This is a genomic window from Shimazuella soli (genome assembly GCF_022511585.1).
GTDB classification, from domain to species: domain Bacteria; phylum Bacillota; class Bacilli; order Thermoactinomycetales; family Thermoactinomycetaceae; genus Shimazuella; species Shimazuella soli.
In genome coordinates this window covers 112,096-125,918 of the sequence record NZ_JAKWBN010000004.1, presented here as the reverse complement: position 1 = coordinate 125,918, position 13,823 = coordinate 112,096, and the positions used below count along the sequence as shown (strand labels likewise).

Sequence of the window (13,823 nt, the reverse complement as noted above, 5' to 3'; positions counted from 1 at the left end):
GCGGCTTTGTTTTTATTCTATTATTTTGCTAGTAACCTATTTATTACGGCATACAAATAAAATTGGTTCTCTCCCCTTTGAGAAAATCTTTTCTACTGCTACTATAACACAGTACATATATAATAGAAAATTCAAACGATCGTCATGTGTTTATTTGCGGGTATCTTTCCGATAGACTATAGTTACAAAAAAAGAGTTAGATAAGGATGATGAGAGAATGTTTCACTCGCGAAGGCTACCCTCGAATATAAATCGACTTATTAGTGATTTTCCAGAAGATGTACAAGATTTCTTTTTGGAAATGATTAGTGCAGAGAGATCCCCTTTAACAATCGCCAATTATGCTTACGATTTTTCTTTGTTTTTCCGTTTTCTAAAAGAAAAAAATAAAGACATAGAATCATTGGACGCTTTGACCATCAAAAGGTTTTTTCGTTACATAGAAAATGGATATGAACGGACAATCTATGTCCAAACTGCAAAAGGAGAATGGATAACCAGAAAGCATTTTCATGAGAATACAAGAAGTGGTAAACAGAGAAAAAGAGCCTCTCTTCGTTCGCTATTTCGTTATCTGGTGACTGCACAAGTTCTCGAAAAAGACCCAATGCAAGCTTATGAAGATGCTAGCTTGAGAACAAGATCGAAACAAAAAGTACCTGTTTTTTTAACGATGGAGGAAGTGACTCGTCTTCTGCAAGCTGTTCAAACTTATCATAATCGAAAGACTACAATATCTTGGATTAAAACAAGAGATCTTTCCATTTTATTGCTTTTATTAAACACTGGGATGCGTGTATCTGAGTTAGTTAACTTAGATATGAATAGTTTGCAGAAAGCAGGTGATTCTCTTCGGATTGTAATCATGGGAAAAGGCGGAAAAGAACGGATGTTAAAATTGAATGCAGTTGTAGTTGGTTCTCTGGAGCAATATTTACAAGAACGCCCTTCATCTCATGATCCTGCCCTATTTTTAAACAAAAACGCTAATCGATTAAGCAGAAAAGGGATCTCTGAACTTATCACCAAATATGTTCGGGAAGCGAAACTCCCTCCCAAAGCTGCCAATATATCTCCACACAAACTTCGTCACACACTCGCAACTATGTTGCTATCAAATGGAGAGAATTTAAGGGTAGTGCAAGAGATTTTAGGTCATTCTAGTATCCAGACTACACAAATCTATACCCATGTTATCAATACAGAAAAAGATGATGCATTGGATAAATTAGCATCTATACAAGCAGACATTCTCTAGAACAACCGTTTGATTTTTTTATCTTGTTTCGCTATAATGGTACAGACCGATACAATATGTTCGGAATTTTCCGGGAGAAAAGGAGATGAGAATGTGAAAAGTAATAAACTTTCTGAAAGGCAACAAGCTATTTTAAACTATATACAAAAAGAAGTTTATGAAAAAGGGTATCCTCCTTCTGTAAGAGAGATCGGAGAAGCAGTAGGTTTAGCATCTAGTTCTACTGTACATGGGCATCTTAACCGTTTGGAAAAAAAAGGTTATATTCGACGTGATCCAACAAAACCAAGAGCAATCGAGATCCTGGATCAAAATTCTAATGCACTTAAAAAAGATACTGTAATGGTACCACTGGTGGGCAAAGTAACAGCAGGCGAACCAATTACAGCTGTAGAGAATATCGAAGATTACTTCCCTCTTCCTGCACGAATTGCAGGAGAAGATCGAACTACTTTTTTACTGTCTGTTCAAGGTGATAGCATGATAAATGCTGGAATTATGGATGGAGATTATGTTGTTGTCCGCCAACAGAATACAGCTGACAACGGAGAAATCGTGGTAGCCATGACCGGAGACGGAGAAGCAACGGTAAAACGCTTCTTTAAAGAAGGGGATCATATTCGGTTGCAACCAGAAAATGATCGCTTGCAACCATTACGTCTACCTCAAGTTACCATACTTGGTAAAGTGGTAAGCTTAATCAGAGAAATTGTATAGATGACGAAAAAGGCGCTTGTTATAGGAGCAAGCGGGCTAGTTGGTTCTTCTTTGAGTCGTTTGCTCTTTGATGATGAAACATACGATAAAATACATATTCTCGTAAGGAAATCAACAAATTGGATACATGACAAATTAGTTGAACATGTTATCGATTTTGAACAACTTCCCTTTTCTTCAGGAATATTTCAAGTTGACAGTATATTTTGTTGCCTTGGAACTACCATAAATAAAGCAAAAACAAAAGAAGCTTTTTATCGTGTGGATCATGATTATGTCTTGGATGCTGGAAAATTAACTGCCGAAAATAACGCAAAATTTCTTGTTATAAGCTCGATGGGTGCAAATCCAAAATCGATGTTTTTCTATAGCAGAGTAAAAGGCGAAATGGAGCAAGACTTACAAAAGCTAAAGCTTCCATCTCTACATATTTTCCGCCCTTCCCTACTGTTAGGAGACCGATCAGAATTTCGGCTAAGCGAAAGATTAGCAGCTCCTTTCAGTAGGTGGTTTCTTAAAGGACCATTGAAGAAATATAAACCAAACCAAGCGCAATCCGTGGCCCAAGCTATGATTCATGTTTCAAAAGAAGAAACATTAGGTTTTCATATATATGACTCCACACAAATAGAAAAAATCGCAAAAAGAACTGAAGTGACCCCAAAAAGTTAGACACGGAAATTCAAGCAATCTGTTGGGTATGTGTTCGGTATTGAACTGAACTCATACCCATTAATTTTGCCTTTTTTCATTTGTGGTTGTAATAGTGAATAGTGATCCATACTCTCATTTTTTTAAAATATAACTAATTTTCTTTTTTTATAAGCCGAAGAAATCCTCCATTCCGACACTATCCAAGTAATTGCCTTTCTAAGACATACTTTGAAAGATTCCTCGTTTTTTCATCGCATGCCGATAGGATCTCTCTTCAGGAAATGCCATCCCTGATCGAAGTTAAATAGGCGCAGAACCAGCAACCAAACGACAAACCCTAATTTGATCAAAAAATGGAAAACAAACCGATATCTATTTCAAATCGGTCTGTTTTTAACCAAAAAAAGAAGAAATCACATGGTTATATTCTTCTTGAGCTTTTGTAATAGCTAATTTTGAATATACTGTAGAGGGTTGTTGTGTCAATTTACGTTTTGTATGTTTCAAAAGACGTTTTTTATATTTTCGATTACTCTGGGATCTGTAACTCTGCTCTTATCAATCGAGCGATTTTAGTTTCAGTAGAATAATCACTAGGATTCCATTCACAATAATTTTTCAATATTGCAAGGGAAAAACGGTATTCAGGATCAGCAAAAGCAATTGCCCCACTAATACCAGGATGTCCAAACACTTCTATTCTGCTACTAAAAGCCGGATGTATCCCACCCAATTGGTAACCTAATCCCCTCTTAACTTTTAAACCCAGAACTTTATCTATACCAGAGCTTTCTAATTAAGTAGAAATAGGATCATCATAATCAATTTTTCCTGCCTCAGCTAATAGATGAATTGCTGTTGCTACAATCCCTTTTCCACAGGAAAAGACAGTAAAAAGTGTATCTCTAGTTACTTCTTGTCCAGTTGATGGATTAGCTATTCCTGCCCAAGTATCTAAAACCAATTGACCATCCACATATGCTGCTGCTTGAAGGCCTGTCTCCTTACTTTCTTTGATACATTCTTCCATGAACGCTTTGATTTTTCGGTTTATTTCCATCAGCTCTTTACTCCCATCTATTTCTGTTTTGTTATGTTATTTATGAATTTGTGATTTTTAGCATTCTTCTCTCTACGATTTTGCCCTGTTTCCATTAAATTGAATTACTCCTTCCTGTGTTTTTTTATTGTATACTAAAACAGTGACAACTATTGGCGCTGTTTTAAAAATAAAATAAAGAGAGAATCCTATGCCAAAATCAAAACGTTTAATAGAATTGATGATGACTGTTAATCGAAAACGGAAATTTACTATTAGTGAACTTGCCGAAGAATTTGGTGTATCGAAACGAACCATGCTACGTGACTTGCAAGAACTTAGTGAATTAGGTGTTCCACTCTACTCTGAAACAGGACGACATGGTGGCTATCAAGTTTTAAATGAACGGATACTACCGCCCATTACCTTTACCGAAGATGAGGCAGTTGCTATATTCTTTGCTAGCTATGCATTGCGTCATTATTCTTCTCTTCCTTTTGAATCAGAGATAAATAATGCATTGAAAAAGTTCTTTTCCTATTTACCAAATGATGTAAAAGATAAAATAGATAAAATGAAAAATCGAGTAGATTTTGTTGTTCCTATGCGTCCGCTTTCTACCTCTCATTTAGCCATTTTACTGGATGCAGCGATTCAGCAAAAAGTGGTACGTATTGAATATGACTCTATTCGAGGATTTTCATGGCGAGACATCCAACCGATCGGAATCTATGCTAGTCATGGATTTTGGTATTGTCCTGCCTATTGTTTAAAAAAAGCTGATTTTCGCCTATTTCGCTTAGATCGATTACGTTCCATTGATTCGAATCCTAATAAACATACGGAAAACAAGAATTTAATTAATATCAACCTTTCAAACTGGGAAACAATCACAAGAGAAGATTCCGGTGATATGAATGTTTATATTGAATTAACTCGAGAAGGAGTAAGAAAATCTCAACTAGAGCCTTGGGTTGTCTCAAGGTTGCAAATTAATTCAGATGGATCAGGTTATATAAAAGGAGATTTACCAAGAAAGGAAATAGATTACTTTGCTGATTACTTTTTTGGTTTAGGCGGGGAAGCTTTGGTAAAAAAACCGAAGGAGTTACAAATAAAAGTGAAGCAAAAACTACGAAAGATGTATCAACTATATGAAATGAGTAGGGATGGTAGTTTTTGATTATTGGCGACTTATGGTTGTCCTGAACATGGTACAACGATGTTCAATCATCAATGTTCATTTTTTGAAATTGGATTAAGTACCGTTTGTCCGGTACTTTTTGATGTGTTTGAGTATATCCATCATCTATTTGTCAGACCAGAAATATATAAAAACACTTGAAGTTATCCGATAGCAGCAATTATCACAAGAAACTAAAATCTCCTGAAACAAGTGGTTCACCAATTTTATTAACCGATTATTTTCTGCTTATGTCTTAATTCATAAACTATTTGGGCTTTTCCCTGTCATAGATTTTTCTTTTTTTGAATTAGGCATCTAACTTTATAAATAAGTCGTCCTAGGAAAACTGTACCTCCCAATTGCTAGATACACACAACAATTGGGAGGTGCAGTTCTTTTCTTTGTATTTCTTATTCTGTTGTAATTTGCCATTGTACGTCATATTTATCGATTACCATTCCATAGGACTCACTCCAGAATGTCTTTTGTAATGGCATGTATACTTTACCCTCTTGAGATAACTTCTCGAAGATAGCTCTTGACTCTTCTACACTATTGACGACAATAGCAATCGAAACACGAGAGCCTGTTTGCTGTTGTTGACCTGGGAAAGTATCAGAAAACATCAGATCAGTTTCCCCAACTTTTAATAACGCGTGTAGAACACGATCTTTTGCTTCGGGAGGTAAAGAAAATGATGGGTCTTCAGGCATTTCTCCAAAGGTTTGAATAGAAATTACTTTTGCGCCAATAGCCTCTTGGTAAAATTCGACTGCTTCCTTGGTGTTTCCATCCAAAGTAATGTATGGATTCATACGTAAAGCCATGTATATCCCTCTTTTTTTCGTTATTAAACACGCTAAACATATTACCATAGGAAACAGCTAAACACAAACAAACGTTTCTTTCGTATATTCGTATTTTTTTAACCCTTTTTCTGATTGATATGATGCATAATAGCGTTGTATAAAAAATCGGCTAAGTCTTCATTGCTAAATTGATTGATATAATCTTTGAATCGATTATGAAATTTATACGTATTTGCAATACATGCTAATATCTCAGAATCACAAACCATAACTTGTTCTAGATTACTTTTCCATTCTGTAATTAATTGCTGTACTTCCTCAGAAGAAGGAGACTGGTTTATACAGGATGCCATTCTTCTAAATACACTTTCCATGTTTTGTTCAAATACAGAGAGTAAGTTTGCTTTTTCACTAGGTGAGAGTTCTTCTAGTTTCCTCTCAAATTCTTTGTATTTTTCTGTTTCTCCATAGAAGAATTTCGCTTCATGAGCATACTGTTCTTGTAAGGGTAAAATGGATGAATCATGAAAAATACGTATATTGTAGATATCTTTTCCAGATACATACTCGTCCAATGCAGTAATAATTGTTTCCAATCGTTGCTTTTTTATCCATAAAGTTTGGCTATGCTTTTTTAATAGTTGTTTTTGTTCTTCCTTCGAAAGTTTCAAAATGTCCTTAATCTCTTGTAGAGAAAAATCCATTTCCTTTAAAAATAAAATGGTTTGTAGTTTTACTAAACTATTTCTATCATAGAGTCGATAACCATTTTCCGTAAGATAAGTTGGCTTTAATAAATTGATTTTATCATAATAATGTAAGGTTCTTTTTGTAATGCCTGTAATTTGAACAATATCTTTAACTAATAATAAATGTTTCTTCATCCCAAAACCCTTGTACTTCATCTAATATATCATTTGCAGGAGTAATCGTAGCTTCATAAATAGTTTTACCTGTTTTTTCTAGATAGTATTTGATTAAATAATACCCACAGGCATAACCGGCACTATAAGGCATATTGACTGGTGTCATGTTTTGAAGTTTTGCTAATTCATCACCGTAAAGATATGGTGACAAATTAGCGAAGCCTCTTAGTTGTAATTTTTCCTTGAGCACAGGTTTAATACGCGTATTAAGCGTTTCCCTATCTGTTTTTGATACCCAAGGTCCGAGCATATCCTCTCCAAAAATAGAAGTAGCATAGTTTTCTGCTAATCCTTCACTAACAATTAATTCACCTAATGTAACAGCAAAATGATCCCATTCAATAAATTGATAGCGAACATTATGATTACATTCATGAGCTAAAGCAGCCTTCATACGAGGTATGGTGTATTCATTTGGCACAAGTGTACCAAAAATATAGCCAGGAATTCCCCCATCACCACTATATCCCTCATTTATTATTAAGAAAGGGCTATTTGGATTTCCTAATTGAATAGTAAATAGATAATCAGATACCCGAAGATTCACGCCGTGCTCTGTAAATAACGAGAGGCTTTTCTTAACTGCTTCTTCACACTCATTCCAAAAGGAATCGGACGAAATTAATTCTAATTCTGTTGAAATCTCATTGGTGATCTCAGTAGGTGAGATGCCTGTCATATTGTTCAACATAATAACATCAAAACCGTTAGGCTCTTTTGCTTTAAAAGGAATATGTTGTGTTTCCCACTTTTTCATAAATGGAGCAAACATTTCTTGTCTGAGTAATTCAACTTTTTCTTCTTGTGGGGCTTGTAAAACTTTGCGATATATTTTATCTGAACGTAAAGCTTTTATATTCACTTTTTCCACCTCTCTCTTCTTTGATCATCATTATAGACTATGACGTTACGTTATAGTCAAGGAATTTAATTAAACAAAAGAGGAGTCCATGTCACCAAGCGCAATTTGACCAATAAATAGAAAAACGACTTGAGATATTAAGAACTCAAGTCGTTTTGTATATGTGAATAAAAGCCGATTTGTCAACATGTTGTGTTCGAAATTAAATCCTCTTTACAGGCAGATTTTATGAAAAAAACTGATCCTAACTAGGACCAGTTTTTTTAAGGTTATTTAGAAACGAGAGAAGATGTATTCACGAAATGTTCGATTCGATTAAAGGCCTCTTTTAAGTTATCCATAGATGTTGCATACGAGATACGGATATATTCGTCTGCTCCAAATGCAGAACCTGGGACAACCGCTACTAATTCCTCTTTTAGGAGGGCAGTGGACCATTCGTCAACAGATGAATATTTGCTGCCAAGAGCATCTTTTACATGAATAAAAGCGTAAAAAGCACCTGGTGGAGTAATGCAACGGAATCCTTTAATATTACGAATCCGATTGATTACATAATCTCGCCTTTCTTTAAATGCTGCTTTCATTTGAATGACAGGTTCTTGAGGGCCTGTGAGAGCAGCGATGGCCGCATATTGAGATACAGAGGTAGGATTAGAAGTACTATGACTTTGCAAATCAGTCATAGCTTGGATAATTTCTTGGGGACCTGCTGCATATCCAATACGCCATCCTGTCATAGCATAAGTTTTGGATACACCAGTAATGATAATGGTGCGCTTGAAAAATGCCTCATCTAAAGTAGCAATGCTCACATGAGATTTATTATCATAGATAAGATGTTCATAAATTTCATCTGACACGATCAACAAATCATGCTTTACAGCTATATTTCCTAACTCGAGTAGTTCTTGTTTGCTATATATCATCCCTGTTGGGTTAGATGGTGAATTGATAATAATTGCTTTGGTTTTATCTGTTATAGCTGCTTCTAACTGCTCTGCTGTGATTTTCAAATTGTTTTCTTCTTTACCATCCACTACAATAGGCTTTCCACCAGCTAGTTTTACTTGTTCGATGTAGCTTACCCAATATGGAGCAGGAATAATTACTTCATCACCTTCATTTAAAATGACTTGGAAAAGGTTATAAAGTCCTTCTTTTCCTCCTACTGTCACCATAACTTCTTTGGCTGTATACGTTAGTCCATTTTCATTTGCAAATTTGGCGATGACCGCATCCTTGAGTTCTTTGATTCCCCCTGAAGCAGTGTACTTGGTAAACCCTTTATCCATAGCTTCTTTTGCAGCGGTAAGGATATGTTCAGGTGTATTAAAATCTGGTTCACCAGCACCTAATGCTACTACATTGTGGCCTTGTTGCTTTAATGCGTTTGCTGTTGCTGTGATAGCTAATGTTGGGGAGGGTGATAATTGTTTTACGCGATCAGAAAGTGTCATTTTTTTCTCCTTTATCTCCAATTATCTGGTTTGTTTCCTTTATGATAACACCTTTACTGCTGGTCGACCAGATGTTTTGCTTCTCTTGCAATCATTAACTCTTCATAGGTAGGGACTACTAAAACTTTCACTTTGGAATTTGGGGTGCTGATTTCTCTTGTTTTTTTGGAACGAATATTGTTTTTGGATTGATCTAACTCAATACCAAAGAAACTAAGTTCTTTACATACCTCTTGCCTTACATAGGAAGAGTTTTCTCCTACTCCAGCTGTGAAAAGTAGTATATCTACACCATTCATCGCCGCAATATAAGATCCAATCGTTTTACGAAGTTTGTACAAGTACATATCTATTGCTAATTTTGCTTGTTCATTTCCTTCTTCCATTGCTTGAGTGACTTCCCGCATGTCACTGGACATTCCTGTAACCCCTAATAATCCACTATGTTTATTCATCATGGATTGGATTTCACTTAAAGTTAAGTCTTCTTTAGCGATCACGTAAGGAACAATAGCAGGATCAATATCTCCGCAACGTGTCCCCATCATTAATCCTTCTAAAGGTGTCATCCCCATACTGGTATCAATAGAGATTCCATGATCGATTGCAGTGACACTGGCACCATTACCAATGTGTGCCGAAATTATTTTTAATTCGGTTAATGGTTTCTCTATAAATAATGCAGCTTGTTCAGATACATATTTGTGTGAAGTTCCATGAAATCCATAACGGCGAATTTTGTGACGTGTATACAATACATATGGCAAAGGATACAAATACGCATGTTTTGGCATTGTTTGGTGAAAGGCGGTATCAAAGACTGCTACATGAATTGCATCAGGTAACTGTTGCTCTGCAGCAGCTATCCCTAAAAGATTTGGAGGATTATGCAGAGGAGCTAAGTCAACAGTTTTACGAATAGCTTGTCTCACTTCACTTGTGATCACAGCTGATTCAGAAAAAAACTCTCCACCATGTACAACTCGATGTCCAACGGCAGCCACTTCGTTTTTACTAGCAATTACACCATCTTTATCATCCATCAAAAGCCGAAGGACAAGATTTAAGCCTTCACGGTGATCTAGAATTTCTGCTGTTTTCATTAACTCTTCTTTATCTGTCGCTTGATAGGTGATGATTGCACTTTCTGTTCCGATTTTTTCTATCAAACCTTCAGCAATAACGGATTCATCTTCCATTTCAAATAGTTCATATTTAATAGAAGAACTTCCACAATTTATAACTAAAATTTTCATTTCTTCCCGCTCCGTTTCTTGGTTCCTTCCATATTATTTATCAATAGCATACGATATTATTTATCAATAGCATACGGTATTTTTTAGCTCTCCAAAAAAGCGTCATGGCAATACCCTTTTATCATAAATAACTTTTATGATTCTAATAATATCTCTTACATATGCTTTCGATAACAGGATATAAAACAAATTTCATCATCCAGTTGATATATATGTATAAAAAACCAGCTATAAAAAAGCTGGTTTTAGGTTACAATCGATTGCCGTCTTTATCGTACTTAAAAAATCCTTCTCCTGTCTTAATCCCTAAATGACCTGCCCGAACCATCTTTTTCAACAAAGGAGCTGGGCGGAATTTGGTGTCCCCAAACTCCCTGTACAACCGTTCCAACGCTGCTAATACAGAATTCAACCCAAATCGGTCAGCCATTTCAAATGGACCAAATGCAAAATGGTATCCATGCTTCATGGCAAAATCGATTTCATTTGCTTCTGCAACGCCTTCCATCAATATATAAGTTGCTTCATTGATAAACAGGACAATCATTCTTGTGGTTACAAAACCCGGAGATTCAAAAACCTCTACTCCAGTTAAATGAAGTGTTGTCAACAACGTCCGAAGATCAGCTACAGTTTTTTCAGATGTTTTTAAACCTCGAACTACTTCTACCAAGGGGCGTTTGGTTACAGGATAGACAAAATGTAGACCAACAACTTTTTCGGGTCGATTGGTTACAGCTGCTATCTCTGTTAAGCTCAAGGTGGATGTATTACTTGCGAAAAGCACATCTTCTCGGCAAAGCTCATCACATATTTGAAAAACAGCTTTTTTGGTGCTCATGTCTTCTACCACAGATTCGATTACAAAATCTGCGTTTCTCAATAATTCTATATTCGAAGTAAATACAATGCGGGATAACGTAATTTTTTTCTCTGCGGTTGTAATCCCCCACTTCGATAATTTTTTATCAAGGCTTTGCTCAATCTTTCCTTTTGCATACTGTGCTAGTTCTTCTGTTTTTTCTAATAACAAAACTTCATATCCTTTGGAAGCACACAATTCAGCGATTCCTTGTCCCATCGTGCCTCCGCCAATAACAGCGATTTGTTGTATTTCTTCTGCCAAAACAAGATAACTCCTTCCCTAGCTCACTAATTCTCGCGCTAACAAATCCCGAAATTGTTCTCCGTCTATTCTTTCTTCTATTAACAGGAGGTTCAAGCAATCTTGGAGAAATGAATAGTGCCGCTTGGTGATGTTCAAAGTCTGTTCATACAACTCATTCAAAATATGAGTAACTTCTTTGGATAATTTGTCAGGATCAATCAGAGACATATCGATTATACCCAAAGAAGAAAGTCCTGTATCAATCATTGTTTTGCAAAGGTGTATGGCTTGTTCATAATCGTTTTTTGCTCCAGTGGATCGATTTTGATACCATGTTTCTTCGGCTGCTGTTCCCGCTAAGCAAATCATGACTTGCTTTTCAAGTTGAGATTTCGTGTGTAAATAACGATCTTCTTTAGGATGATGACGGACATATCCTAATGCTTGGCCACGGGGAGTCAGCACAACTTGGGCAACAGAATTAGGTTCCAATAACTCAGCAACTAGAGCATGTCCCAATTCATGGATAGCAACCCTTTTTTTATCTTCTGTAGAGGTAGCACGATCAATCTGTTCTCCCATTAGAACCTTATCTACAGCTTGTGCAAAATGCTTCATTTTAATTTGCTTTGCCTCATCTCGCATCGCATAAATTGCTGCTTCATTCACGACACTTGCCAAACTAGCACCAGAAAAGCCGAATGTTTCTCTTGCAATCTTATCGAGATCCACCTCATCATGTATCGGTTTCCCTTTAACATGGAGCGATAAAATGTGTTTACGTCCTGCTTTATCCGGCAAATCCACTGCTATATGCCGATCGAATCTTCCAGGACGAGTTAATGCTGAGTCTAACAAATCTTTTCGGTTCGTTGCAGCAATCACAAAAACGGGGATATCATTCTTTTTTATTCCATCCATTTCCGTTAATAATTGATTGAGAGTTTGGTCATACTCTTTATGTTGAGAACCTTCTCGTTTGGCACCGATCACATCAATTTCATCAATAAAAATAACTGCTCTATTTTTCTTTTGATTTTTTGCAGCTTTTCTAGCCTGAGAAAACAATTGACGAACACGATTTGCACCAACCCCGACGTACATCTCGACAAATTCACTACCAGATGCAGTGAGAAAAACTGCATCTGAATAATGAGCCGCTGCTTTGGCCATCAATGTTTTACCGGTTCCAGGCGGTCCGGTTAATAGAATTCCCTTCAGGGGTTGTATACCATAATCTTTCATCTTTTCTTGTTGGATTAAAAAATCCAGCGCTTCCATTAATTCTTGCTTTGCCTTTGTCTGTCCTCCGATGTCTGTAAATTGGATATTGGGAATCGCATTACGTTGATCTTGTGAACTACCTTTATTCCAATAAGATCCGACTTTTGTTCCAGCACTAGAATAATACCAAATCGCTACGCCTATGCCTATTATTACAATCATAGGTAACAATGGCACACCCAAATAAGCGAGAAACAGAATGGTTCCTAGCCCTGCTCCGATGAATGGAAGATACATATTATTTCACCGCCTTTATAGGTAAAATTTGGTACCATGTTTTATTTTCGTCCTTTAGTGAAAGATAAACATACTGATCGTCTATATATAGTTGATAATGCAGATGATATTTAGAGGAAATTTGCTTAACAGTAGTTTGGATTAATGTGTACTTTCCTGTTTCCAGACCTTCCTTTACTCCAAATACCATCTCATGCCATGCTATTTCCACTTTATTGGATTGTGGATTGGTAAAAGTAATATGCCATTTTCCTTTACCAAGATTTTTATCCAGTTGTATAGATACTTCTGGAAATTTATCTATAAAATCATAGGTCGGTTTCACGTTTAATTGCACTTCTGTATCTTCGGGATCTGCTTCTATTTTTGTGAGGGAAATATCTTTTTGAGCATGGATTACATCTTTTATAGGCTTTTCTATTTTAAAGTACTGATAACCTTGGTATCCACCAAAAAGCACAATTAACGTGACAACCAAGCTAATCATAATGACTTTTATCTGCTTTGTCATGATCGTCACGCACCTCCAGTTTTTCGGTATATCAAAAAATACACTATGTAGTATATCATATGTTATATACATCCGTAGGAAGGAAAGATTGGTAACACGAAAAAAGACCGTAAAAACGGTCTTTCTAAAATGTGTAAGACATACCTTCGATCCGCCAGGTGATACTATAGATACACCGCAAGGGAGGGTATTAGATGACTTCTTGTTGGTTGTACGATTTGTTGGAAACTCATCTGTCTGAGGTACAACTAGGTAAGGTGGAATCCTTTATTCATGCGGAATCATGGGCCTCCCCCGCAGCCCGATACCGAAATTGGAATGAAGATGAAGAACCACCGTTACGTTTTCGTTTGGATATTGATGTACAAACATAGCTTTAGTTAGTCTTAGTTTTTCAAAAAAATCTTCTACCTATTCCTTCGTGTATTATCAGTGCTTTGCCAAATATTGGTGAGCACTTTTTTTTATTTGAGTGCAGCACTACAAAGGTTATGGACGGTACAAACCTTTTTGACT

15 protein-coding genes are annotated in these 13,823 nt (G+C 36.3%); 5 read left to right on the top strand and 10 right to left on the bottom strand.

Annotation, left to right across the window (positions count from 1 at the left end; all coding sequences use genetic code 11):
• Positions 1-217: 217 nt before the first annotated feature.
• The 3 genes from MK805_RS11365 (at position 218) to MK805_RS11355 (ending at position 2,647) form a co-directional block, all read left to right on the top strand.
• Entirely contained in the window at positions 218-1,258 is a 1,041-nt protein-coding gene (locus MK805_RS11365) for a tyrosine-type recombinase/integrase (protein ID WP_240876007.1), read from the top strand.
• 93 nt (positions 1,259-1,351) lie between these two features.
• Positions 1,352-1,975: a transcriptional repressor LexA gene (gene lexA, locus MK805_RS11360; protein ID WP_240876006.1), complete on the top strand. Its 624-nt coding sequence runs from the start codon at positions 1,352-1,354 to the stop codon at positions 1,973-1,975.
• Entirely contained in the window at positions 1,976-2,647 is a 672-nt protein-coding gene (locus tag MK805_RS11355; protein WP_240876005.1) for an oxidoreductase, read from the top strand.
• A 511-nt stretch (positions 2,648-3,158) separates the two neighbouring features.
• Here the strand turns inward: MK805_RS11355 and MK805_RS11350 are convergent.
• Positions 3,159-3,362: a hypothetical protein gene (locus MK805_RS11350; protein WP_240876004.1), complete on the bottom strand. Its 204-nt coding sequence runs from the start codon at positions 3,360-3,362 to the stop codon at positions 3,159-3,161.
• 63 nt (positions 3,363-3,425) lie between these two features.
• Positions 3,426-3,689 (bottom strand): serine hydrolase domain-containing protein, encoded by a 264-nt coding sequence (locus MK805_RS11345; RefSeq protein WP_240876003.1) that lies wholly within the window; start codon positions 3,687-3,689, stop codon positions 3,426-3,428.
• Between the two features lie 190 nt (positions 3,690-3,879).
• Here MK805_RS11345 and MK805_RS11340 point away from each other — a divergent pair, with 190 nt between their 5' ends.
• Entirely contained in the window at positions 3,880-4,851 is a 972-nt protein-coding gene (locus tag MK805_RS11340) for a helix-turn-helix transcriptional regulator (protein ID WP_240876002.1), read from the top strand.
• Between the two features lie 413 nt (positions 4,852-5,264).
• Here MK805_RS11340 and MK805_RS11335 read toward each other — a convergent pair whose 3' ends face one another.
• From MK805_RS11335 to MK805_RS11300, 8 genes are all read right to left on the bottom strand, one after another.
• Complete coding sequence (locus MK805_RS11335) at positions 5,265-5,681, bottom strand: VOC family protein (RefSeq protein WP_240876001.1); 417 nt, start codon at positions 5,679-5,681, stop codon at positions 5,265-5,267.
• Between the two features lie 98 nt (positions 5,682-5,779).
• Complete coding sequence (locus MK805_RS11330; protein ID WP_240876000.1) at positions 5,780-6,547, bottom strand: MerR family transcriptional regulator; 768 nt, start codon at positions 6,545-6,547, stop codon at positions 5,780-5,782.
• On the bottom strand, positions 6,522-7,451 hold the full coding sequence (locus tag MK805_RS11325) for a DUF2268 domain-containing putative Zn-dependent protease (RefSeq protein ID WP_240875999.1): 930 nt from the start codon (positions 7,449-7,451) through the stop codon (positions 6,522-6,524). Before MK805_RS11325 ends, MK805_RS11330 begins: the two co-directional genes overlap by 26 nt.
• 269 nt (positions 7,452-7,720) lie before the next feature.
• Positions 7,721-8,911, bottom strand: coding sequence for a pyridoxal phosphate-dependent aminotransferase (locus tag MK805_RS11320; RefSeq protein WP_240875998.1), 1,191 nt, complete (start codon positions 8,909-8,911; stop codon positions 7,721-7,723).
• 53 nt (positions 8,912-8,964) lie between these two features.
• Positions 8,965-10,167 (bottom strand): acetate/propionate family kinase, encoded by a 1,203-nt coding sequence (locus MK805_RS11315; protein ID WP_240875997.1) that lies wholly within the window; start codon positions 10,165-10,167, stop codon positions 8,965-8,967.
• A 250-nt stretch (positions 10,168-10,417) separates the two neighbouring features.
• Positions 10,418-11,293: a 3-hydroxyacyl-CoA dehydrogenase family protein gene (locus MK805_RS11310; RefSeq protein WP_255724612.1), complete on the bottom strand. Its 876-nt coding sequence runs from the start codon at positions 11,291-11,293 to the stop codon at positions 10,418-10,420.
• An 18-nt stretch (positions 11,294-11,311) separates the two neighbouring features.
• Positions 11,312-12,796: an AAA family ATPase gene (locus MK805_RS11305; protein WP_240875996.1), complete on the bottom strand. Its 1,485-nt coding sequence runs from the start codon at positions 12,794-12,796 to the stop codon at positions 11,312-11,314.
• Position 12,797: 1 nt separating this feature from the next.
• The gene (locus tag MK805_RS11300) at positions 12,798-13,307 is read right to left on the bottom strand and encodes a hypothetical protein (protein WP_240875995.1); all 510 of its coding nucleotides are present in this window, start codon (positions 13,305-13,307) and stop codon (positions 12,798-12,800) included.
• Positions 13,308-13,501: 194 nt separating this feature from the next.
• Here MK805_RS11300 and MK805_RS11295 point away from each other — a divergent pair, with 194 nt between their 5' ends.
• Complete coding sequence (locus MK805_RS11295) at positions 13,502-13,681, top strand: hypothetical protein (RefSeq protein ID WP_240875994.1); 180 nt, start codon at positions 13,502-13,504, stop codon at positions 13,679-13,681.
• The last annotated feature ends 142 nt before the right edge of the window (positions 13,682-13,823 follow it).